The 23,256-nt window shown below is 70.9% G+C and carries 22 protein-coding genes; 16 read left to right on the top strand and 6 right to left on the bottom strand.

Annotated features, from left to right (window positions below; translation table 11 throughout):
- The first annotated feature begins 610 nt into the window (after positions 1-610).
- The 10 genes from ABB33_RS04270 (at position 611) to ABB33_RS04225 (ending at position 12,377) form a co-directional block, all read left to right on the top strand.
- A complete protein-coding gene (locus ABB33_RS04270) occupies positions 611-2,893 on the top strand; it encodes a TonB-dependent receptor (RefSeq protein WP_056931274.1) in 2,283 nt (760 codons plus the stop codon).
- Between the two features lie 90 nt (positions 2,894-2,983).
- Positions 2,984-3,709, top strand: a complete 726-nt coding sequence (locus ABB33_RS04265; RefSeq protein ID WP_056931273.1) for a tetratricopeptide repeat protein — start codon at positions 2,984-2,986, stop codon at positions 3,707-3,709.
- A gap of 9 nt (positions 3,710-3,718) precedes the next feature.
- Complete coding sequence (locus ABB33_RS04260) at positions 3,719-4,396, top strand: Fe2+-dependent dioxygenase (RefSeq protein WP_054667175.1); 678 nt, start codon at positions 3,719-3,721, stop codon at positions 4,394-4,396.
- Positions 4,397-4,544: 148 nt separating this feature from the next.
- Entirely contained in the window at positions 4,545-4,952 is a 408-nt protein-coding gene (locus ABB33_RS04255; protein ID WP_056931272.1) for a hypothetical protein, read from the top strand.
- Positions 4,953-5,077: 125 nt separating this feature from the next.
- Positions 5,078-7,504, top strand: a complete 2,427-nt coding sequence (locus ABB33_RS04250; protein ID WP_056931271.1) for a TonB-dependent receptor domain-containing protein — start codon at positions 5,078-5,080, stop codon at positions 7,502-7,504.
- Positions 7,505-7,619: 115 nt separating this feature from the next.
- On the top strand, positions 7,620-8,264 hold the full coding sequence (locus ABB33_RS04245; protein ID WP_056931346.1) for a PepSY-associated TM helix domain-containing protein: 645 nt from the start codon (positions 7,620-7,622) through the stop codon (positions 8,262-8,264).
- A 27-nt stretch (positions 8,265-8,291) separates the two neighbouring features.
- On the top strand, positions 8,292-8,810 hold the full coding sequence (locus ABB33_RS04240) for a DUF2271 domain-containing protein (protein WP_054667181.1): 519 nt from the start codon (positions 8,292-8,294) through the stop codon (positions 8,808-8,810).
- A gap of 24 nt (positions 8,811-8,834) precedes the next feature.
- Complete coding sequence (locus ABB33_RS04235; RefSeq protein WP_056931270.1) at positions 8,835-9,689, top strand: DUF4198 domain-containing protein; 855 nt, start codon at positions 8,835-8,837, stop codon at positions 9,687-9,689.
- 115 nt (positions 9,690-9,804) lie between these two features.
- A complete protein-coding gene (locus ABB33_RS04230; RefSeq protein WP_152984956.1) occupies positions 9,805-10,773 on the top strand; it encodes an FAD:protein FMN transferase in 969 nt (322 codons plus the stop codon).
- Positions 10,770-12,377, top strand: coding sequence for a sulfite reductase subunit alpha (locus ABB33_RS04225; RefSeq protein ID WP_056931268.1), 1,608 nt, complete (start codon positions 10,770-10,772; stop codon positions 12,375-12,377). Before ABB33_RS04230 ends, ABB33_RS04225 begins: the two co-directional genes overlap by 4 nt.
- Before the next feature lie 37 nt (positions 12,378-12,414).
- Here ABB33_RS04225 and ABB33_RS04220 read toward each other — a convergent pair whose 3' ends face one another.
- From ABB33_RS04220 to ABB33_RS04210, 3 genes are all read right to left on the bottom strand, one after another.
- A complete protein-coding gene (locus tag ABB33_RS04220; protein ID WP_161809403.1) occupies positions 12,415-12,801 on the bottom strand; it encodes a DUF1801 domain-containing protein in 387 nt (128 codons plus the stop codon).
- Positions 12,802-12,829: 28 nt separating this feature from the next.
- Positions 12,830-13,429, bottom strand: coding sequence for a HutD/Ves family protein (locus tag ABB33_RS04215; protein ID WP_056931266.1), 600 nt, complete (start codon positions 13,427-13,429; stop codon positions 12,830-12,832).
- A 68-nt stretch (positions 13,430-13,497) separates the two neighbouring features.
- Positions 13,498-15,330, bottom strand: a complete 1,833-nt coding sequence (locus ABB33_RS04210; protein WP_082594982.1) for a 3-hydroxybutyrate oligomer hydrolase family protein — start codon at positions 15,328-15,330, stop codon at positions 13,498-13,500.
- 112 nt (positions 15,331-15,442) lie between these two features.
- Between ABB33_RS04210 and ABB33_RS04205 the strand changes: the two genes are divergently transcribed.
- Positions 15,443-16,240 carry a 3-hydroxybutyrate dehydrogenase gene (locus tag ABB33_RS04205; RefSeq protein ID WP_056931265.1) on the top strand — a complete coding sequence of 266 codons (798 nt, stop codon included), beginning with the start codon at positions 15,443-15,445 and terminating at the stop codon, positions 16,238-16,240.
- Positions 16,241-16,360: 120 nt separating this feature from the next.
- A complete protein-coding gene (locus ABB33_RS04200) occupies positions 16,361-17,026 on the top strand; it encodes a response regulator transcription factor (RefSeq protein WP_054667194.1) in 666 nt (221 codons plus the stop codon).
- A gap of 33 nt (positions 17,027-17,059) precedes the next feature.
- Here the strand turns inward: ABB33_RS04200 and ABB33_RS04195 are convergent, their stop codons facing one another.
- The 3 genes from ABB33_RS04195 to ABB33_RS04185 are packed head-to-tail and all read right to left on the bottom strand — an operon-like array spanning position 17,060 to position 21,623.
- The gene (locus ABB33_RS04195; RefSeq protein WP_056931264.1) at positions 17,060-20,335 is read right to left on the bottom strand and encodes an efflux RND transporter permease subunit; all 3,276 of its coding nucleotides are present in this window, start codon (positions 20,333-20,335) and stop codon (positions 17,060-17,062) included.
- 1 nt (position 20,336) lies between these two features.
- Complete coding sequence (locus tag ABB33_RS04190) at positions 20,337-21,410, bottom strand: efflux RND transporter periplasmic adaptor subunit (RefSeq protein ID WP_056931263.1); 1,074 nt, start codon at positions 21,408-21,410, stop codon at positions 20,337-20,339.
- A 9-nt stretch (positions 21,411-21,419) separates the two neighbouring features.
- The gene (locus ABB33_RS04185; protein WP_056931262.1) at positions 21,420-21,623 is read right to left on the bottom strand and encodes a YgaP family membrane protein; all 204 of its coding nucleotides are present in this window, start codon (positions 21,621-21,623) and stop codon (positions 21,420-21,422) included.
- 97 nt (positions 21,624-21,720) lie between these two features.
- Here ABB33_RS04185 and ABB33_RS04180 point away from each other — a divergent pair, with 97 nt between their 5' ends.
- The 4 genes from ABB33_RS04180 to ABB33_RS04165 all read left to right on the top strand — a co-directional run bounded on the left by ABB33_RS04180 (position 21,721) and on the right by ABB33_RS04165 (position 23,253).
- A complete protein-coding gene (locus tag ABB33_RS04180) occupies positions 21,721-22,110 on the top strand; it encodes a rhodanese-like domain-containing protein (RefSeq protein ID WP_056931261.1) in 390 nt (129 codons plus the stop codon).
- A gap of 2 nt (positions 22,111-22,112) precedes the next feature.
- A complete protein-coding gene (locus tag ABB33_RS04175) occupies positions 22,113-22,466 on the top strand; it encodes an ArsR/SmtB family transcription factor (RefSeq protein WP_198421474.1) in 354 nt (117 codons plus the stop codon).
- A complete protein-coding gene (locus ABB33_RS04170) occupies positions 22,463-22,834 on the top strand; it encodes a rhodanese-like domain-containing protein (RefSeq protein WP_152984955.1) in 372 nt (123 codons plus the stop codon). Before ABB33_RS04175 ends, ABB33_RS04170 begins: the two co-directional genes overlap by 4 nt.
- A gap of 62 nt (positions 22,835-22,896) precedes the next feature.
- Positions 22,897-23,253: a carboxymuconolactone decarboxylase family protein gene (locus ABB33_RS04165; protein WP_054667199.1), complete on the top strand. Its 357-nt coding sequence runs from the start codon at positions 22,897-22,899 to the stop codon at positions 23,251-23,253.
- Positions 23,254-23,256 lie beyond the last annotated feature (3 nt).

Raw genomic sequence — 23,256 nt, 5'->3', positions numbered from 1 at the left:
TGATTGTGGACATGCGAATCATTATCGTTTAATTTACCGTTATGCATGCCGCCCGCGCCTACCCGCGGAGCTCCTGCAACGGAGCCCCGCCCTGCCTGCCGACCGTCCCGGTCCGGCGGTACTGGCGCCTGTGGCTGCTTGCCGGTTTTTTCCTCGCCACCTTGCTGGTGGCGGCACTGGCTCCCGCGACCCACGCCAGCGCACGCCCCATCGCTGATGTCCCCGTTGCCACGTCCGCCGGCCAGCCGATGGCCCCGGGAGGGCAGGCGATGCACGTGCCTGCGATGGCCGAGGCCGACGCCGAAGCGCCCGGCACCGCACGCCCGGCGCAGGCATGGGGTGCGCACTGGCCAGCCCGGCATGCCCCCGGCTGGCCTCGCCGCGGCTGCCGGCCAGCGTTCCCGCGACGCCCGGCGCACGGACGTACCGGTCGCCACCGGCGCATGCGCCACCTGCCAGCCGCCACGGCTGAGTCCCGCGCGGACGCCGGCCACGGGCCATGGGCGCCCGCCGGCCAACCCCCGCTTCGCTGATCCGCTTCCCGGGCGTCCGCACTGCCGGCGCCTGCGCTGCCGCTTTCGTCTTCACTTTTCCCCGGACATCGTCATCCATGAACCACATCAAGACCCGCAAGTACGCGCCGCGCGCCACCGTGCTGGCCACGGCCACCCTGGCCGCCGGCTTTTCCCCGCTGACCGCCCAGGCCGCGGACGCGGATGCCGGCGCCGTACAGGCCACCGACCTGGACAAGGTCCAGGTCCGCGGCAGCTGGTTCGCACCGTCCTCGCCCAAGTTCACCGCCGAGCTGCTGGACACCCCCAAGTCGGTGGCGGTCGTCACCGAGAAGACCCTCCAGGAAATCGGCGCCACCAACCTGGTGGACGCACTGCGCATGGTTCCCGGCATCACCTTCGGCGCCGGCGAGGGCGGCAACTCCACCGGCGACCGCCCGTTCCTGCGCGGCTTCGACGGCCAGAGCAACATGTTCGTGGACGGCCTGCGCGATGTCGGCACGCAGACCCGCGAGGTGTTCGACCTGGAGCAGCTGGAAGTGGTCAAGGGGCCAAGCTCGGCCTATGGCGGCCGCGACTCCGGCGGCGGCAGCATCAACCTGGTCAGCAAGACCCCGAAGCTGAAGAACGAGACCAGCGTCAGCATGGGCGTGGGCAGCGACCGCTACGCCCGCGGTACCGTGGACGCCAACTACGTGCTGGGCGATGGCATTGCCGCGCGCCTGAACCTGCTCAGGCACGCCGCCGACATCCCCGGCCGCGACGCCGCCAATGTCAGCCGCTGGGGCATCGCCCCGTCGGTCGCGTTCGGCCTGAACGGTCCGCTGCAGGTGATCGCCAGCCATTACCACCTGGAAACCGACGACCTGCCCGACGCCGGCGGCTTCCCGTATGCCGACCCGGCCACCGGCACCACCACCGGCCGGCCGCTGGTGCCCGACCGCAACAACTACTACGGGCTGAAGGACCGCGACTTCCAGCGTACCCGCGCCGACATCAGCACCATCGATGCCAGCTACGACCTGGGCGGCCACAAGCTGCGCAACATCGCGCGCCTGGGCAACACCAGCAACGACTACCTGTGGACCCAGCCGGACGACAGCAAGAACAACCCCAACAAGTACGGCACCCTGTGGCGCCGCACCAACGACCGCGCCATCGACACCCGCACCTTCGCCGACCAGCTGAGCCTGACCGGCGCGTTCCGCACCGGCGCGCTGGCGCACAGCTACAGCGCCGGGGTCGAGTACAGCGAGGAGAAGAGCAGCAAGGGCCGCTACCTGATCGGCGGCGGCGGCACCAACAACGCCATCGACGGCACCCAGTCCTGCCCGACCACCGGCGCGGCGACCGGCTGGAACTGCACCGATTTCTACGCCCCCGACCCGAACGACCCGTGGGCCGCCAGCCACCCGGTCACCCGCAGCGACAAGGCGCTGGACATCCGCCAGACCACCCGCACCACCTCGGTGTACGCGTTCGACACCATCGAACTGAGCCCGCGCTGGCTGCTCAACCTCGGCCTGCGCTGGGACGACTACGACACCGAGCAGGTCACCCCGGTCGCCGGCAAGGCGCCGACCGTGCTGGGCAACAGCGAGGCCTTCCTCAACTACCAGGCCGGCGTGGTGTTCAAGCCGACGGCCAACGGCAGCATCTATCTCTCCTATGGCACCTCGTCCACCCCGCCGGGCATGGACAGCGGTGAGGGCAACGATTCGATCAGTGCCGCGATCCAGAACCTGAAGCCGCAGGAGACGAAGAACTACGAACTGGGCACCAAGTGGGACCTGTTCGGCAACCGCCTGAACCTGACGGCAGCGCTGTTCCATACCGAGATGAACAATGCCCGCGTCGTGCTCGACAACGGCAGCACCCAGAACGCCGGCAGCAAGGCGATCAACGGCGTGGAGATCGGCGTCAACGGCCAGATCAGCGACCGCTGGAGCGTCGCCGGCGGCTACACCTGGATGGATTCGGAACTGAAGGACAACGGCTACGTCTGCTCGGTCCCCAGCCGCACCGGCTGCCCGGCCCCGGGCGTGTGGATCGTCTCGCCGAACAACGGCAACGTCTTCCCGAACACGCCCAGGCATGCCGCCACGCTGTGGACCACCTATGCGTTCCCGTTCGGCCTGACCATCGGCGGCGGCGCCAGCTATGTCGACAAGCAGTACGGCGATGCGGCCAACAGCAAGTGGATCCCGGCCTATACGCGCTGGGACGCGATGGCCAGCTACGCGATCCAGGACAACATCAGCCTGCAGCTCAACCTGCAGAACCTGACCGACAAGATCTACTTCACCAAGGCCTATGCCTCGCATTACGCGAGCATCGCGCCGGGGCGTTCGGCCACGCTGGCGCTCAACGTCAGGTTCTGATGCCCGCGCGCCGGGACGGTGGCCGGTTTCCCGCCGCCGTCTCCGGCGCATCGTTCCCCACGCCACTGCCAGGCTCGACCCAGGCCCGCGATGTCCACGCCCTCCCGCCCCCCGCTCGATGCCGACGTGCTGGCCGCGCGCCTGCGTTCCGATCCACAGGCGGCCTTCGCCGAAGTCCGCGATGCCGCCCTGCACGGACAGGTCGGCGCGCAGCTGCTGCTGGCGCAGATGTACATGGACGGCAAGGGGACCGCGCGCGACGCCGAGGCCGCGCTGCTGTGGTACGCCACCGCGGCCAACAACGGCGACGCGGTGGCGATGAACATGCTGGGGCGCTGCCACGAGCTGGGCCAGGGCACCGCCATCGACCTGGCGCTGGCCGCCGTGTGGTACCGCCGCGCGGCCGACGCCGGGCTGGACTGGGGCATGTACAACCACGCCAACCTGCTCGCCACCGGCCGCGGCGTGGCCCAGGATCGGCGCCAGGCGCTCGCGCTCTACACCCGTGCCGCCCACCTGGGCCACGCCAAATCGATGAACCTGCTGGCGCGCCACCTGGAAGACGGGCTGGAGACCGCGCGCGACCCGCAGGCGGCGCTGGCGTGGTACCGGCGCGCGGCCGAAGCCGGCGACTTCCGCGGACAGGCCAACTACGCCTCCATCGTGCTGCAGCAGGGCCGCATCGACGAAGCCCTGCACTGGCTGCGGCTCGCGCTCGCGCACGGCAGCCCCGCGTTCATGGCGCACATCGTCCCGCAACTGGCCGCATCGCCGCACCCGCGGGTACGCGCGCTGGTCGAACACCCCGCAGACTGAGGAACCCCCATGCTGCTGCATATCCCCAACGTGTTGACACCGGCGCAGGTCGCCGGATTCCGCGCCAGTCTCGACGCCGCGCAATGGACCGATGGCCGCCAGACGGTGGGCCACCTCGGTGCGCAGGCCAAGCGCAACGAGCAGTTGCCGGAGGATTCGCCGCTGCGGCGCGAACTGGGCGAAACCATCCTGCTGGCACTGGCCAGGCACCCGCTGTTCTTCAGCGCCGCCCTGCCGCTGAAGTACCTGCCGCCCCGTTTCAACCGCTACACCGGCGGCGGCACCTACGGCTTCCACGTCGACGGCGCGGTGATGAACCTGTCCCACGGCGAACAGCTGCGCTCGGACGTGTCGTGCACCCTGTTCCTCAACCCGCCGGACGAGTACGAAGGCGGCGAACTGGTCATCAGCGACACCTATGGCGAGCACGCGGTGAAGCTGCCGGCGGGCGACCTGGTGCTGTATCCCTCCAGCAGCCTGCACCAGGTGACGCCGGTCACCCGTGGTGCGCGGCTGGCGTCGTTCTTCTGGGTGCAGAGCATGGTCCGCGACGATGCGCGGCGACGGCTGCTGTTCGAGATGGATACGTCCATCGAAACCCTGCGCCAGGGCAACGCCGATGCCGGCGCGGTACTGCAGCTGACCGGCGTGTACCACAACCTGCTGCGGCAATGGGCCGAGGTCTGACACGACGGCGCGGTGGCCGGGTTGATCCGCGTCAACCCGGCTTCAAATGAAAGAAGTTCTTATTTGCATCAGATAACAAATCCCAACTACAATTGCATGACGACGCCGCCCGGTTGACCCGGCGGCACGCGCGCCAACCGGGGATTCGATGCACCACCTGCTCCAACACCGCTGCCTGCCCGCCCTTGCGCACCTGCGCAACGGCCTGCGTGCACCGCTGTGGGTGCTGATGGCACTGTGCCTGCTGCTGGGGCCTGCCGGCACCCAGCCGGCAGCGGCCGCGCGCCTGGCGGTGGCAGCGGCGGCAGGCGCGGGCGAAGAAGCGCCCGCGGGCGGATCGGCGGAGCAGGAAACACCCGCCAAACTGCGCCGCGTGACCACGCTGCAGGTGCCGCGCGCGGCCTGCCTGCGCGCTGCGCCCCCGCGCCCGGTGGCCCGTACCGTGGACATGGCCGCGTACCTCCAGCCTCTCCGGCCGGGCGCCTTGCCCGTACCGCCGACCGCCCTGCCCACCCACTGGCGGTCGCAGCGCAGCCAGGCGCCCCCTCCGCGCTGAGCCGTCGCCGCGCGGCCACGCCGCGCCTGTTCCGCCGCCCCATCCATTGCTGCCGTGGCGCCCGCGCGCCCGCGCGCCAGCGGCCCGCCGTGCCCCTTTTCCCGTTCCGTTCCCGAGGTCTTCCCATGGCTCTGCGCCATCGCTTCCGCGCGCCCGCCGCGCGCACTTCCCTCGCCCTCGCCCTGCTCGCCGCACTGCCGGCGCTGGCCCATGCCTCCGGCGCCCCCGCCCCGCAGCCGTCCACGCTGGACACCGTGGTGGTCACCGCGTCCGGCTTCGAGCAGAAGATCACCGCCGCACCGGCCAGCATCTCGGTGATCACCCACGAGGAGCTGTCCAGGCGTCCGTACATGACCCTGCTGGACGCGGTGCGTGACCTGGAAGGCGTGGATGTGGGCGAAACCCGCGACAAGACCGGCCAGGGCACCATCTCCATGCGCGGCATGGGCGCGGACTACACGCTGATCCTGGTCAACGGCCGCCGCCAGAACAACCACGGCGACATCTACCCGAACAACTTCGGCGGCAACCAGTTCAACCACATCCCGCCGCTGGACGCGATCGAGCGCATCGAAGTGATCCGCGGGCCGATGTCCACGCTGTATGGCGCCGACGCCATGGGCGGGGTGATCAACATCATCACCCGGCGCACCCTCGACAGCTGGCACGGCTCGGCCAGCATCGCCCGCACCGTCGAGACCGACGACGAGTTCGGCGACGACAGCACCGTGGACTTCTTCGTCACCGGGCCGCTGCTGCCCGGGGTGCTCAACCTGAGCGCACGCGGCAGCTGGTACGAGCGCAAGGCCTCCAACCCGACCTACGCGCCGGCCACCGATCCGGCCGGCGGCCTGCACACCCGCCCGCTGGGCTTCGGCAGCGGCGGCAAGACCGTGGACAACACCAACAAGGCCGGTGGCATCACCCTGGCCTGGATGCCGTCCGACAACCAGACCCTGTCGCTGGACTACGACACCTCGCGGCAAACCTACGACAACAAGATCAAGATCAACGACAGCGGCGTGGAGGAGTATCCCGTCGGTACCGTCGACAACATCAACAGTATCTGGCGCGCATCCAACTACTGCAGCGGCGCGACCGGCGCCAACGCCGCCGCCTGCCGCGCCAACGGCGGCACCTGGGCGCGCCGCGCCGACCCGCGGGTCGGCTACAGCGCGTCGCAGGCATTCACCCGCGATGCCTGGGCGCTGACCCACGAAGGCCAGTGGGATATCGGCAACAGTTTCGTCTCGCTGGCGCGGGTGGCCACCAACAACGATGGCCGCACCCTGCCGTTCACCGTGGCCGAGCGCGAACGCCTGCTGGCGATGATCGACGGTACCGGCGCTTACGCCGGCATGGGCCTGGCCGAGCGCCGCGCCCTGGCCGAGTCCACCTTCCTGCCGCGCCCCAAGCGCACCCTGGAGAGCGCGCAGTACACCCTGGACGCCAAGCTCGACATTCCGTTCCAGGCCGCCGGCGAGCACACCCTGGTGGCCGGCACGCAGGTCATCCGCGGCGAACTGACCGACGGCGTGTTCGGCACCGAGAAGGGCACGCCCGGGCTGAAGCAGGAACACGACATGTACTCGCTGTTCGTCGAGGACAACTGGAAGGTGAGCGCGCCGCTGACCCTCACCGCGGGCCTGCGCTACGACGACCACAAGGTGTTCGGCGACCACCTGAGCCCGCGCCTGTACGGCGTCTATGCCCTGAACGAGCAGTGGACGATCAAGGGCGGCGTCAGCACCGGCTTCAAGACGCCCAGGACCACCGACCTGTATGACGGCGTCATCGGCTTCGGCGGCCAGGGCACGCTGCCGTTCTTCGGCAACCCGGACCTGAAGCCGGAAACCAGCACCAGCACCGAGCTGGCGGTGTACTGGCAGCACCCGCAGGGCCACAACTTCAACGCCACGCTGTTCCACAACCGCTTCGACGACAAGATCGACAGCCAGCCGTGCGGCGCCGGCCTGGCCCTAAGCTGCAGCAGCAGCGGCGAGTACGCCGAGCTGGGCTATTCGAGCAGCAGCCGCACGGTCAACATCGACGAAGTCGTGATCCAGGGGGCCGAGCTGGCCGGGCGCTGGGCGATCAGCGACGCCTTCGGCCTGCGCGCCAACTACACCTTCACCGACAGCGAGCAGAAGAGCGGCGCGGAGAAGGGGCTGCCGCTGGGCAACAGCGCCCGGCACATGGCCAATGCCACGTTCGACTGGCAGGCCAGCGACCGCCTGAGCCTGTTCCTGACAGCCGAGGCACGCTCCAGGCGCTACCGCGGCGTCAGCGCCGTCACCGGCAAGGAGCTGTACTACAAGGACTACACGGTGCTGCACCTGGGGGCGTCGTACGAGGCCACCGGCTGGCTGACCATCAACGCGCGCATCAACAACCTGCTCGACCGCGACTTCACCACGTACCAGACCTCGTTCAACGACCTCAACGGCAACGGCATCTACGGCGACGTGACCAACGAGGTGCTGTTCGAGGACGACTACAACAACAAGGACAAGGCGCGCAGCATCTGGATGAGCCTGAACGTGCGCTTCTGATCCGCCCTGGCGGGTGGCGCCTGCTCCACCCGCCGGGCCGGGACACAGAGTGATACAAATTGCGAATCATTCTCATCAATGTTCTAATTCCATCTCTTTGCACCGCACCACACACGTGTCCACCGAACGCTCCCCCGCCGATCTCGTCCAGCACCAGGCCAGCCGCGGCTTCTGGCTGCGCACGCTGCACCAGTGGCACTGGATCAGCTCGGCGGTCTGCCTGATCGGCATGCTGCTGTTCGCGGCCACCGGCATCACCCTCAACCATGCCGCGAAGATCGAGGGCACGCCCCAGGTCAGCAACCGCCAGCTGGAACTGCCGCCGCCGCTGCTGCAGGTGTTGGCCACGCAGGAAGACGGCAATGCGCCGCTGCCGGCGCGGGTCGCCGACTGGCTGGCGCGCGAACTGGACCTGGCCATCGGCGGGCGCACGGCCGAATGGTCGCCGCAGGAGGTCTACCTGTCGCTGCCCGGCCCCGGCAGCGACGCCTGGCTGAGCATCGACCGCGAGACCGGCGCGGTGGAGTTCGAACGGACCCGCCGCGGCTGGGTGTCGTACTTCAACGACCTGCACAAGGGCCGCAACGCCGGTGCCGGCTGGGGCTGGTTCATCGACCTGTTCGCGGTGGCCTGCCTGGTGTTTTGCATCACCGGCCTGTTCCTGCTGCACCTGCATGCGCGGCAACGGCGCATGACCTGGCCGCTGGTCGGGCTGGGCCTGCTGGTCCCGCTGCTGATCGCCCTGCTCCTCATCCACTGACACACGCTTCCCCTACGGAGTCGCACCATGCGCGTCACCCTCACCATCGCCCTGAGCGGGCTGCTCGCCGCCACCCCGGCGGCCTACGCTGCAAGCCTGGACATCAACGTCGAGATCCCCAGGCTCAACGTGGCCGAGTACCACCGTCCCTACGTGGCGGTGTGGATCGAGGATGGCGGGCAGAAGTCCGTGGCCAACCTGTCGGTGTGGTACCAGCAGACGTCCAACGCCGAAGGCCATGGCACCAAGTGGCTGCCCGACCTGCGCCAGTGGTGGCGCAAGAGCGGCCGCACCCTGCAGGTGCCGGTGGACGGCGTGACCGGCCCGACCCGGCCGGCCGGCAAGCACGCGCTGGGCTTCAGTGACAGCCAGCCGCAGCTGCGCGCCCTGCCTGCCGGCCAGTACACCCTGGTGGTGGAAGCCGTGCGCGAAGTCGGTGGCCGCGAGCTGCTGAAGATTCCATTCGAGTGGAAGGGCAAGGCCGGCAACGGCAGCGCCCGGGGCCAGAGCGAGCTCGGCCTGGTCACCCTCGCCACCAAGCCCTGACGTTCCGGACAAGGAGAAACCCGCATGAAACGCACCACCCTGCTCGCCGCGCTGATCGCCGCCTCGCTCCCGTTCTCCGCCCTGGCCCACAAGCAGTGGCTGCTGCCCTCGGCCACCGTCGTCGCCGGCAACGATGCCTGGGTGACGGTCGACGCCGCGGTGTCCAACCAGCTCTATTACCCCGACCACGTGGCGATGCGCCTGGACAACGTCAGCATCGCCGCGCCCGACGGCAGCACGCTGCCGCCGCAGAATCCGGCCACCGGCAAGTACCGCAGCGTGTTCGACGTGCCGCTGGCGCAGGAAGGCACCTACCGCATCGCCAACCTCAACCGTGGCCTGTCCGCACGCTGGGACACCCCGGAGAGCCTGGCCGCGGCCAGGGACAAGCCGGCGGCCGGCGGCATGGGCGGCGCCCGTGGCAGCTTCCTGCGCAACGCCACGGCCGAGGACCTGGCCACCAAGATCCCGAAGAACGCGCAGAACCTGCAGGTCACCGAAGGCATCGGCCGGGTGGAGACCTTCGTCACCAAGGGCAAGCCGAGCACCGTCGCGGCCACCGGCAAGGGCCTGGAACTGGTGCCGGTCACCCATCCCAACGACCTGTTCGCCGGCGAGGAAGCCACGTTCAAGCTGATGGTCGACGGCCAGCCCGCCAGTGGGCTGGAAGTGGAAATCGTGCGTGGCGCCACCCGCTACCGCAACGCGCAGGACGAGATCAAGGTGACCACCGGCGCCGACGGCAGCTTCAAGGTGACCTGGCCGGAGCCGGGCATGTACTGGCTGGAGACCTCGACCAGCGACGGCAAGACCAGCACGCCGCAGGCCAGGCAGCGCCGGCTGAGCTACGTCGCCACGCTGGAAGTGCTGCCGCAGTAAGGCGCTGGCACGCCGGGAGGAGCCGCCCGCGCCGCTCCTCCCGTTCCCGCCGGCCGCCGCGACAACGGCGGCCGCCTCCGACCTGCCCTGCTCCCCCGCATCCCTCCCCGACGCCATGTCATCGGACATCGCCGCACTCGGCGGCCACACCATGGGCACCACCTGGAGCGTCAAGCTGGTGGTGCCGCGCGACCGCGACCTGCATCCGCTGCATGCCGGCATCCAGGCGCAGCTCGACCGCGTGGTCGCGCAGATGAGCACCTGGGAGCCCGGCTCGGACATCAGCCGCTACAACCGTGCGGCCAGTGGCCACTGGCAGGCGCTGCCGGACGACTTCTGGCGCGTACTGCTGGCCGCGCATGCCGTGGCCGAGCGCAGCGGCGGTGCCTTCGACCCTACCGTCGGCCCCCTGGTGGCACTGTGGGGTTTCGGTGCCGACGCGCGGCACCGCGACCCGCCCGATGCCGCGCAGGTCGCCCGCGTCGCCGCGCATTGCGGCTGGCAGCGGCTGCAGCTGGACGCGCAGGCGCAGGCGCTGCTGCAGCCCGGCGGCCTGCAACTGGACCTGTCGGCGATCGCCAAGGGCTACGGCGTGGACGCGGTCAGCCGCTGGCTGCACAGCCAGGGCATCGAAGCGGCGCTGGTCGAGGTCGGCGGCGAACTGCATGGCCGTGGCCGCAAGCCGGACGGCCAGCCGTGGCGGGTACTGGTCGAATCGGCACCGGACGAGGATGCCGGCAGCGGGCAGCCGCCGCGCGTGCTGGCACTCGACGACCTGGCCGTGGCCACCTCCGGCGACCGCTGGCACCGCTATGAACACGACGGGGTGAGCTACAGCCACACCCTCGACCCGCGCCGGCATGCGCCGGTGGCGCGCGCCGCCGCCGCGGTCACCGTGCTGCACCGCGAGGCGATGCTGGCCGACGCCTGGGCCACCGCATTGACGGTGATGGGCGCCGACCAGGGATGCGCTTTCGCCGATGCCCATGGCCTGGCTGCGCGCTTCCTCCAGCGCGGTACCGAAGGCCACGTGGAAACGCTGTCGCGCGGCTTCCGGCAACAGCTGGATGCGGGCAACGCATGAACCGCACGGGCTCCATGCGCGTCATCGCCGGCAATGCCGCGGTCATCGCCGCGCTGCTGGCCATCGCCTGGCTGCTGCTGCGCCTGCACCTGGGTGAAGACGGCTGGCAGCCCACGCCGCTGCCGGCGCGGCGCTGGATCGCGCTGGCCGCGGTGCTCGGCTATGCGGCGTGGTGCGCGGCGCTGTGGTGGCGGGCACGCCCGCGCCAGGACGATACCGGCGAGGCCGGCCCCCCCCCGCTGCTGGTGGTCTGGGCCAGCCAGACCGGCTTCGCCCGGCAATTGGCCGGGCATACCGCGCAGAGCCTGCGCGATGGCGGTTGCCGGGTGCACCTGCGGGCGCTCGATCAGGTCGATGCGGCGCTGCTGGCCGGCACCCGCAAGGCGCTGTTCATCGCCAGTACCACCGGCGAAGGCGACCCGCCCGACCACGCCCTGGCCTTCCTCGGCCAGGTGATGCGGCAGGCACCGGCACTGCCGGAGCTGCAATACGCGGTGCTGGCCCTGGGCGACCGCAGCTACGCGGACTACTGCGCGTTCGGCCACCGCCTCGACGACTGGCTGCGCCGGCAGGGCGCGCAGCCGTTGTTCGATACGGTGGAAGTGGACAACGCCGATCCGGCCGCGCTGCGCCACTGGCAGCAGTTGCTCGCCCAGTTCGGCGACGGCAGCGTCCAGGCCGACTGGAGCACGCCCGACTACCAGCCCTGGGTGCTGCAGGCGCGCACCCGCTCCAATCCCGGCAGCGTCGGCGGCCCGGTGTTCCAGCTGTGCCTGCAACTGGCCGACGGCGAGCTGCCCGCCTGGCAGGCCGGCGATATCGCCGAGATCGGTCCGCGGCATGCGCCGGCCACGGTCGAACAATGGATGCGCGCGCATGCACTGGACACGCAGGCGACGCTGGCCGATGGCCGCCTGCTGCGCGAACGGCTGGCCACCGCCCGGCTGCCCGACACGCTCGACGGCAACGCACCCGAGGCGATCGCGGCGGCGCTGCAGCCATTGCCGCACCGGGAATACTCCATCGCCTCGCTGCCATCGGAAAACCACCTGCGGCTGCTGCTGCGACGGCAGTCGCATCCGGACGGCACCCCGGGCCTGGCCAGTGGCTGGCTGTGCGACCACGCCGCCATCGGCGCGCGCATCGACCTGCGCCTGCGCTCCAACCCCAACTTCCACCCGCCGGCCGGCGACGCGCCGCTGGTGCTGATCGGCAACGGCACCGGCATCGCCGGCCTGCGCGCGCACCTGCGCGCACGCATCGACGCCGGCGCGCGGCGCAACTGGCTGCTGTTCGGAGAACGCAACCACGCGCACGATTTCCACTTCGGCGAAGAGCTGGAACAGTGGCACCGCGATGGCTGGATCGAACACCTGGATGCCGTGTTCAGCCGTGATGGCGGCCCCTACCGCTACGTGCAGGACGCACTGGCCGCGCAGGCGGCGCGGTTGCGGCGCTGGGTCGACGATGGCGCCACCGTGCTGGTCTGCGGCAGCCTGCAGGGCATGGCACCGGCGGTGGACGCGGTTATCGCGCAGGCGCTGGGAAGCCAGTGCAAGGAACAACTGGTGATGCAGCGGCGCTACCGCCGCGACGTGTACTGACGGCACCGGGCTGGCGGCGGCAGGCGCGCACCCTGCTTCACGCCAGCTGCGCCATCCATTGCCGGAGCAGCGCCGTCACCGCGGCGCGGCGGCTGTCCAGTTCGGCGACGGTGCGGAATTCAAGCAACGCACGGTCCGGACCGAGCCAGGTGAGCAGGCCGTCGGGATCGGCGATGGCCGCCGCCGGCAGGCTGCGTGGCCTGGCCCCAAGGTGCAGGACCAGGCGCACCGCGTCGGGCCTGCGCAGCTGCATCGTGGCGAAGTGCCCGGTGGTGCGGAAGCTCGGCGCGTTCCACTTGATCTCGTCGCTGATCGCCGGGTCCAGCGCCAGCAGCAGCGTGCGCAGCGCGCGTATCAGCGGCAGCAGCGGGTGATCGAGCGCATCGATGAAGGCATCGACGTCCTTGCGCGTGGTTCCGCCCATCATCGCTCCCGGTCGCGCCGCCAGCGCCTCAGGCGACGTCCGCGGCCGGCGTCACCCGTATCGCCAGCAGCTCGCCACCGCCGTGCAGCGCGTGGCGCCGGCGCTCGCCCGCACCCAGCCAGGCGGTATCGCCGGCCTCCAGCGGCGGCAGCATCGGGTCCTCGAATGCCGCCTGCCCGGCCAGCAGGTGGATCGCCCACGCCGCCTGCGGTTCGCAGAAGAACAGCATGCTGCCGACCAGCGGCCGGTGCAGCAGTTCGGCGTGCAGGTCGTCACGGCGCCACATCAGGTTGAAATCGCGGCTCGGGCCATCGACCAGTTCGCCGGTCAGTTCATCCTCGCCGGCAAAGCGCAGCCGCTGGTAGGGCGGCAACAGGGTTTCGCAGCGGCCATCGGCGAAGCGCAGGCGCAGGCCCTCGCCCTCCAGCAGCACCAGTTCGCGTTCGATGCCGGCGAACGCCGAGAACGCCGCGTCGCGCTCGATCTCGGCGATGGACAGGCGCAGCTGCCACTGCCCCTGTTCCGGCAGACGCAGGATTTCGCGGGTCCAGCCCAGGCCGTTGCGCCACCGTTCGCGGTGGTAGTCGGCGGCCGGGATCACCCGGGAAGGTGTCGTCAGGATATCCATCAGCGCATGATGCCACGCCGCCCGCCATGGCCGCGGCGCGGCCACGGCCCGGATTGTGTGCGCGCCGCTTACTTCGGCAATGCCAGGTTCTCCGCGGACAGCGGCTTGCCCATGCGCGGCGTGGTCTGGATCACCGCGTCGGCCGGCAACGGCGTGCCCTTGTCCAGGCGCGCCTGCACGCGGTCCAGCGCGGCATGAACGTAGGGCAGCAGCGGCAGGTAGCGCGCGCCGTAGTCGGGCAACCCGAGGAAGCCGTCGAAGTGCTGCACATGGCGCACTTGCCAGTAGTTCACCTCGCGCCCGGCGGCCTTGGCCGCGGCCACGTAGGGGGCACTGCTGAACGCCGGCGGGATCAGGCCGTCGTCGGTGCCGTGCACCACCATCACCGGCAGGCCGCTGCGCGGCAGCCCGGCACGGGTGGCCTCGATGCCGGCCTGCACGCGGCGGGCATCCTCGCCCTGCCCGTCCCACAGGCCACGCAGGCACTTCAGTCCAGGGTAGGTCAGGTCCGGCAGCTGCATCTTGCTGTCGAGCAGGCCGACCCCGGCCCCCGGCGGGATGCCGCTGCCATCGGCGATCCACGCCGCGCGTTCGGCGGCGGTGGCCGCACGCGGCGAGAAATCCGGGTTCTGCGCGGCGAAGCTGAAGCCGCACGGATGCTGGCCCACGCCATAGCGGCCATAGGCCGAGGCATAACCGGCGGCGACCGCGCGCCACAGGTCGAAGCCGGTGGACAACGCGCCGGCACGCAGCGCGGCGTCGGTCCAGCCTTTGTCCAGCATCAGTTCGTAGGCCGACCGCGCCTGCGCCGCCGGGGTGGCACCGGCGATGACGCCTTCGGCCGCCAGCGTGGCGCAGCGCACGGCCGCACCGGCCTGCAGCGCGGCGGTCAGCGGCGGTTGCGGCAGGTCGGCCATGTGCAGCTGCGCGCACGGCATCAGCAGTGCCGCCTCGGTGGCGTAGTCGTACAGCGCGCGCGAACCGGCACCACTGGACAGCACGCTCGGTTCGCCGGCTACCACCGCGTCCAGCCAGTCGCCCTCCATCTCCGCCGCGCGCAGCACCGCGCCGCCGCCGTTGGAGATGCCCACCGCGATCACGCGGGTATTGGCGAAAGTGAAGGGCGCTGCCTGCGGGAGCGCCTGGTCCAGCGCCAACAGCGCGAACTCGGCGGCCTGCTTCACGTGGCGGCCCCAGTCCGCTTCCGGGTTGTCCCGCGAATGGGCGTGCTTGAACGCCACGCCGGACGCATTGACCGGCGCATCCGGAACGAAGGCCAGGTCGGCGGCCTCGCCGAGCGCGCCGACCATGCCGTTGGCACGCACGCCCATCTGCGCATCCAGGTCGAAATAGTCGCTGCCGGCGCCCTTGTCGGTGTAGACCACCGCGCAGCCGCGCGGCAGGCCCCAGGCCGCCGCCACCGACACCGCGCCGTAGATGCCGCGCGAACCGGACGCCGGTGCCACCAGCACGCAGCGCCGGCTGGTGTCGAAACCATCGGGCACCTGCGCCAGCACCCGGTGCGGCTGGTGGGCGCCGGGCAGGCGCGCATAGGCCGAATACTCGCGCCCCGGCACCGGGGCCAGGTCACCGAACAGGTCGCCATAGCCACCGCCCGGGGCTAGATCGGCGATGCCGCGCCAACTGCCCCACAGCGCGCGCCGGCGCAGTTCCTCCACGGTGGGCGCGCTGGCATCGGCGAACGCCGGCGGCGCCAGGCTGCGCAGCCCGGCCAGGCCCAGTCCGGCGGTCAACAGGTCGTCGTTGCCGCGATGCTCGCTGCGCAGTTCGTTGCTGAACATGGAAGACTCCACGGACTTGGACGCAGGGCCGCTGGCGCACGACGCCAGGCCGAATCCGACGATGAGGCCGCAGGCGGCGCGCAGGAGGGAAGTAGTCATGTCCCCACACTAGCAGAGCGCTCCGCCCGGCCCATCGTACTTTCGTACCACGCGGCGCTTACGTTCCGGCTGCTACGTTCTGCAGCCTTCCCCACTGTTTCACGGAGTTCCCATGGACCGCTTCCTGCAGGGCCGCACCGCGCTGGTCACCGGCAGCACGTCGGGCATCGGCCTGGCCATCGCCCAGGCCCTGTCCGCCGCCGGCGCGCGCGTGGCGATCAACGGCCTGGGCACGGCCGGGCAGATCGATGCCGCGCTGGCCAGCGTCTCCGCGGCCGGCGGGCAGTCGCGCCACTTCGGCGCGGACCTGCGCAACCCGGCCGAGATCGAGGCGATGATGGCCGCGGTGCAGGACTGGGGCGCGCTCGACGTGCTGGTCAACTGCGCCGGCATCCAGCATGCCGCGCCGCTGGCCGAGCAGCCGGCGGGCAAGTGGGACGACATCATCGCCATCAACCTCAGCGCCGCCTTCCACACCATGCAGCAGGCGCTGCCGGGCATGGCCGCGCGCGGCTATGGCCGGGTGGTCAACATCGCCTCGGTGCACGGGCTGGTGGCGTCGAAGAACAAGGCGCCCTACGTGGCCAGCAAGTTCGGCATCGTCGGCCTGAGCAAGGTGGCCGCGCTGGAGTACGCCGCGGCCGGCAGCCGCGACAGCGGCGGGGTCACGGTCAACTGCGTATGCCCGGGCTGGGTGGAGACCCCCCTGATCGAGCCGCAGATCCAGGCACACCGCAACGGCGGCAGCCGCGACGACGGCGTGCGCGCCCTGCTCGAGGAGAAGCAGCCAAGCCTGCGCATGTCGCTGCCCGAGGACATCGCCGCGATGGTGGTGTGGCTGTGCCGCCGCGAAGCGCACAACCTCACCGGCGCGGCGCTGCCGATGGATGGCGCCTGGACCGCGCAGTAAGCACATGGCAGCGCAGCCTGCCGGGCACCGCGACCACGCCGGCGGCGCCGCCGCCGGCCGGGATGCGCCGCCGCCACACATTGGCCGACAATGCAGGCATCACCCGCCCCTTCCTGCCCCATGCCCAGCCTGCTGATCGCCGACGACCACCCGCTGTTCCGCGCCGCGCTGCGCCAGGCCGCGGGCGAGGCGGTGGCCGACCTGCAGGTACGTGAGGCCGAGTCGCTCGAGGGCGTGCTGGCCGCGCTGGACGCCGCGCCCGACACCGACCTGATCCTGCTCGACCTGCACATGCCCGGCAACCACGGGCTGGCCGGGCTGGCGGCGATCCGCGCCCAGCACCCGGGCGTGGCGGTGATCGTGGTGTCGGCCAATGACGACCCGCGCGTGGTGCGGCGCGCGCTCGACCACGGCGCCGCCGGCTACCTGCCCAAGAGCTCGGGACTGAACGAGCTGCGCGAGGCGATCCGCAGCGTCATGGCCTGCGAGCAATGGCTGCCGGCGTCGCTGCGCGCGGCGGTGGCGCGGGCGCAGTCCTCCAGCCACGACAGTGAACTGGCCGCACGCCTGGCCAGCCTGTCGCCGCAGCAGTTCCGGGTACTGGCGCTGGTCGCCGAGGGCCTGCTCAACAAGCAGATCGCCGACCGCCTGGACGTGCAGGAGCGCACGGTCAAGGCGCACCTGTCGGCGATCTTCGAACGCCTGGGCGTGCGCAACCGCACCCAGGCCAGCGTGGTGCTGCGCGAACTGGAACTGAGCGACCCCAGCCGGCAAAGCGACCTGTAACGCGCGGCGCGCCGGTACGCGCCGCGCCGCGGGTCATGCCTGCGCCTGGCGCCGGCGACGGTGCGACAGCAGGGCGTAGTACAGCAGCGGGATCACCACCAGCGTAAGCACGGTCGACACCAGGATGCCGAAGATCAACGCGATCGCCAGGCCGTTGAAGATCGGGTCGTCGAGGATGAAGAACGCACCGGCCATCGCCGCGAGCGCGGTGAGCGCGATCGGCTGGGCGCGCACCGCGCAGGCATCGACAACTGCCTGCTCCAGGGTCTGTCCGCGCTCGACCAGGTGGTTGATGAAATCCACCAGCAAGATCGAGTTGCGCACGATGATGCCGGCCAGCGCGATCATGCCGATCATGCTGGTCGCGGTGAACTGCGCCCCGAGCAGGGCATGGCCCGGCATCACCCCGATCACGGTCAGCGGGATCGGCGCCATGATCACCAGCGGCACCGCGTAGTTGCGGAAGTACGCCACCACCAGCAGGTAGATCAGCACCATGCCGGCGGCATAGGCGATGCCCATGTCGCGGAAGGTCTCGTAGGTGATCTGCCATTCGCCGTCCCACTTGATGCCGAAGCCGGCGCCGTCGGTCGGCTGGCGCACGAAGAACTGCGACAGGCGCTGGCCGTCGATGGCGTTGTCGCCGACCTGGCCGACCAGGTCGAACATGCCGTACAGCGGGCTGTCGATGCTGCCGCTCTCGTCGCCCATCACGTACACCACCGGCAGCAGGTCCTTGTGCTGGATCGCGCCATCCCACTGCGCGCGCCGCACCGTCACCAGCTCCGACAACGGCACCAGCTGGCCGTTGCCGCCGCGTACCCGCAGCGCCAGCACGCCGTCGAGCGTGGCCTGGCCGGTGGCCGGCAGCCGCAGGCGGATCGGGCGCGGGTACAGCGAGCCGCTGTCGATGACGTGGCTGGCGTCGCTGCCCGACAGCCCTGCGGCGATCGTCTGCACGATGTCCGACTGCGACACGCCCAGCCGCGCCGCGCGCTCGCGGTCCACCACCAGCACCTCGCGCGCGGCATCGGCCTCGACACTGCTGTCGACGTCGACGATGCCGTCGGTGTCGAGAAAGCGCTGGGTCAGCGCGCGCCCGATCTGGCGCAGGCGCGCATAGTCCGGGCCGTACAGCTCGGCCACGATCGGCGACAGCACGGGCGGTCCCGGCGGCACTTCCACCACCTTCACCGAGGCGCCATGGCTGCGCCCGATCCGCGCCACTTCCGGGCGCAGCGCCACGGCGATGTCGTGGCTCTTGCGGCTGCGCGCGTGGCGGTCGACCAGGTTGACCTGCAGGTCGCCGGCGTTGGCGCCCTCGCGCAGGTAGTACTGGCGTACCAGCCCATTGAAATTGATCGGTGCGGCGGTGCCGGCGTAGCCCTGGTAGTGCAGCACCTCCGGGGTGCGGTCGAGCACGCCGGCCAGCTCGGCGAGCACCGCGTTGGTGGCCTCCAGGGTGCTACCTTCGGGCATGTCCACCACCAGCTGCAGTTCGGACTTGTTGTCGAACGGCAGCATCTTCAGCACCACCAGGCGGAACACCGCAAGGCTCGCGGCCAGCGCCACCAGCACGGCCATGGCGAGGAACAGCAGGCGCCGCCGGCGCGCGGCGCCGTCACCGGCCAGGAACGGCGTCATCACCCGCTCGAACACGTGGTGCAGGCGCGCGGCCATGCCGCCTTCGACATGGCCGTGGGCGCCGGCCACCGCTTCGCCGGCATGGCGGCGCAGCAGCTTCAGCGACAGCCACGGCGTGACCACCAGCGCGATCAGCAGCGACAGCACCATGCCGACCGAGGCATTGATCGGGATCGGCCGCATGTACGGCCCCATCAACCCGCTGACGAAGGCCATCGGCATCAGCGCGGCGATCACGGTGAAGGTCGCCAGGATGGTCGGCCCGCCCACTTCGTCGACCGCCGGCGGGATCGCCTCGCGCAGGGTCTTTCCGCCCTGCGCCATGTGCCGGTGGATGTTCTCCACCACCACGATGGCATCGTCGACGAGGATGCCGATCGAGAAGATCAGCGCGAACAGCGAAACGCGGTTGAGGGTGAAGCCCATGGCCCAGGACGCGAACAGCGTCACCGCCAGGGTCAGCACCACCGCCGAACCGATCACCAGCGCCTCGCGGCGGCCCAGCGCGAACAGCACCAGCAGCACCACCGAACCGGTCGCGAACACCAGCTTCTTGATCAGGGTCTGCGCCTTGTCGCTGGCGGTCGCGCCGTAGTCGCGGGTGACGGCCACCTCCACGCCTTCGGGAATGGCCTGCCCGCGCAGCGCCTCGACCCGGTCCAGCACCGCGCGGGTGATGTCGGCCGCATTGCTGCCCGGTTGCTTGGTGATGGCCAGGGTCACCGCCGGCGCCACGCCGGTGCGCGGGCCGTCGCGCCCGGCCGGCGCGCCGTGCCAGACGTAGCTCGACGGCAGGTCGGTGGCATCGCTGACCGTGGCCACGTCGGCCAGCCGCACCGGCTGCCCGCCGGCCACGCCCAGCACCAGCCCGGCCACGTCGGCGCGGTCGGCAAGGAAGCGCCCCGCGCTGACCTGCACCACGCCGTCGCCACCGATGCGTTCGCCGGCCTGGCGCGCCCGGTTCGCCGCCTGCAGCGCCGCGGCCAGGTCGTTCACCGCCAGGCCATGCGCGGCCAGGCGCGCCGGGTCCAGCGTCACCATCATCGCCCGCTCGGGCGCGCCGATGGTGTAGACGTCACGGGTGCCGGGGATGTGCTTGAGCTCGGTTTCCAGCGTATGCGCGACTTCGGACAGTTCCAGCGCGCCACGCCAGCCGGCGCCACGGTCCGCCGCCGGTGACGCGGCCGTGTCGGCCCACAGCGTCAGCGCCATCACCGGCACGTCGTCGATGCCGCGGGGCTTGATGATCGGCTGGCCGACGCCCACGTCCGGCGGCATCCAGTCCATGTTCGAAAACACCTTGTCGTACAGGCGCACCAGCGCCGGCTGCCGCTGCACGCCGACTTCGAATTCCACGGTCAGCACCGCCAGCCCCGGGCGGCTGACCGAATAGGTGTGCTTGACCTGCTCGATCCCGGCCAGCTTGCGCTCCAGCGGATACGCCACCAGCTGCTCCACCTGGCGCGCGTCGGCGCCGGGGAACGGCACGATGACGTTGGCCATGGTCACGTCGATCTGCGGCTCTTCCTCGCGCGGGGTGATCGCCACCGCGACCAGGCCCAGCAGCAACCCCAGCAACGCCAGGATCGGGGTCAGCGGGTTGTCCTGGAAAATGCGGGCAAGGCGACCGGAAACACCCAGCCGCGGCGTATCGTGCGGTGCCATGTCAACGCTCCCCGCGGGCGGCGGCCAGCGCCTGCATTGCGGCCAGTGGATCGGCGGCGACGCGCTCGCCCGCCTTGATTCCGGCGATCACTTCCACCCAGTCGCCGCGCCGTTCGCCCAGGCGCAGCTGCCGCAGCGACGGCCGCCCATCGGCCAGCACGTAGACGGCATCGACCTCGCCCCGCTGCAGCAGCGCCGAGACCGGTATCTGCGGATACGCGCCCCCCTTCACCGCGGGGAACACCACCCGCACCGTATTGCCGGGCACGGGCGCCGCGTCCAGCACCGGCAGCAGCACCCGCACCTTCACCGCATGGGTCGCGGCATCGGCGGCCGGGAATACCGTCACCTGCGCCGCGTTGACCTGGCGCCCGTCGTCCAGGCGCAGTTGTGCCACGGCATCGGCACGGATCGCATCGGCCTCGGACTGCGGCACGCTGACTTCCACCCGCAGCGCGTCGGGTGCGAACACCGTCATCAGCGGCTGGCCCGGGTTCACGCTCTCGCCCGGCTCGACGTCGCGACTGCTGACGATGCCGGCATAGGGCGCGCGCACCAGGGTGTAGCTGCCCTGCTGGCCGGCGCTGGCCAGTTGCGCCCGGGCCGCATCGCGTGCGGCCACGGCGGTGTCGCGCGCGGCGCGTGCGCGGTCCAGCTGCGCCCGCGACACGTACTGTCCCTGCGCCAGGTCGGCATGGCGGCGATAGTCGAGCTCGGCCTCGCGCGCGGCGGCCTCGGCGGCACGCACCTGCGCACGCGCCGCATCGACCCCCGCCTGCTGTTCGACCGCGGTCAGCCGCAACAGCACCTGCCCGGCAGCCACCCGGTCATCGACATCGGCCTCCACCTGCGCCACCCGCCCGCTGGTCTGCGCCGACAGCGTGGCCTGGCGCACGGCCTCCACCACGCCATCCCAGCCGCGCCCTTCGCCGGCGTCGGCGGACCGCACTTCGATGCTGGACAGGCCCTCGACCTTGATCGGGGCGGGCTGCGGCTGACCCCCGCCGCAGGCCGCCAAGGAGGCGGCCAGCAGCAATGCCAGGGCATGGCGCACGCGCATGGTGTTCTGTTCCACGGCGCCGCCTTACTTGAACGCGCAGCCGCCGGGCACGCCCAGCTTGCGGAACACGATGGCGGCCGGGCAGAAGCCGGTGACACTGGCCTGCAGCAGGTTGGCACCGACGAACACGGTGAGCCACAGCCACAGCGGCGATACGAAATGCGCGAGGGCGACGCTGGCGAGGACCATCACGCCGGCGAAGGCAAGGACGGCACGATCGAGGTTCATACGGATTCTCCTGGGCTGCACGGGACGGCATGGATGCCGGGTTGCGATGAACATTAGCATCTACTAATATTAGCGTCAACTGATATAAGGAACCGCCATGCCTGCCTCCATCAACGACCTGGTCGCCGCCGCCCGCGCCCGCATCCGCGAGGCATCCCCGCAGGAAGTCGCCGCCTGGCCGGCCGGCAGCGTCGCGATCATCGACGTGCGCGAGCCGGACGAATATGCCGCCGGCCACCTGCCCGGCGCGGTCAACATCCCGCGCGGGGTGCTGGAGTTCCGCATCCACGCCCACCCGGCGCTGGCGTGTTCCACCAGCCAGGAACTGACCCGCCCCGACCGTCCGCTGCTGCTGTACTGCCTGACCGGCGGCCGCTCGGCGCTGGCCGCCGACAGCCTGCGCCAGCTTGGCTTCAGCGACGTGCGTTCGCTTGCCGGCGGCGTCAACGCATGGCGCAATGATGCGCTTCCCCTGGAACTGGAATGATGATGGCCGACACCGCTTCCCGCCCGCCGTTCGACGTGACCGCGATGCGCGCGCATGCCGGCGACGCCGTGCAGCTGCTCAAGGCGCTGGCCAACGAGAACCGGCTGCAGGTGCTGTGCCTGCTGGCCGAAGGCGAGCGTTCGGTCGGCGAGATCAACGCCCTGCTGGACCTGAGCCAGTCGGCCCTGTCCCAGCACCTGGCCGTGCTGCGCGAGGAAGGCCTGGTGCTGACCCGGCGCGAAGCGCAGACCATCGTCTACGCCCTGGCCGACGGCCCGGCAGCGGCGGTGATGCATACCCTGCACGGCATCTACTGCGGCCGCCCCGCGGCCCGCGGCAAGGCGGGCAAGCCATGATCGCGCTGCTCCGGGCCCTGTTCGGCGGCCGCGGCGGACAGCTCGCGCCACATGAGGCGGCCGCGCGGCTGCGCGCTGGTGCGGTGCTGGTGGACGTGCGCGAAGCGGCCGAGTTCGCCCGCGGCCACGCACCCGGCGCACGCCTGCTGCCGCTGTCGCGCATCCGCGCGGATGCGGCCGGCGCGCTGGCGACCCTGGACCTGCCCGATACCACCGACGAGCTGCTGCTGATCTGCCACAGCGGCATGCGCTCGCGCATCGCCCAGGCGGCGCTGGCCGGGCACCGGCGCGTGCGCTGCGTCAACGTCGCCGGCGGCATGCAGGCCTGGGTCGACGCGGGCCTGCCGATGACCACGCCGCGCGGTTGAACGTACCGTTTATTCCCTGCGCACAAGCTACCGTGCGCCCCCGATCCCCAAGGAGAACACCGATGAGCGCCATTCCGTCCTACACCGACCTGACCCGCGACATCTCGCGCAACCTCACCCCGCTGCGCACCCACAACGCCGATGTGATGCAGGGCTTCGGCGCGCTCAGCAAGGCGGCGATGGCGGCCGGCGCGCTGGATGAGAAGACCAAGGAACTGATCGCCATGGCGATCGGCGTGGCCAACCGCTGCGACGGCTGCCTCGGCTTCCATGCCAAGGCGCTGGTCCGGCTGGGCGCCACCCCGGAGGAGTTCCGCGAGATGCTCGGCGTGGCGGTCTATATGGGCGGCGGCCCGTCGCTGATGTACGCGGCCAACGCGCTGGCGGCGTTCGAGGAGTTCAGCACCGCGCAGGGCTGAGCA

Origin of the sequence: Stenotrophomonas acidaminiphila (genome assembly GCF_001431595.1) — a bacterium.
Classification (GTDB): Bacteria; Pseudomonadota; Gammaproteobacteria; order Xanthomonadales; family Xanthomonadaceae; genus Stenotrophomonas; species Stenotrophomonas acidaminiphila.
The sequence above is the reverse complement of the archived record's forward strand: the minus strand, read 5'-3'. Positions and strand labels throughout refer to the sequence as shown.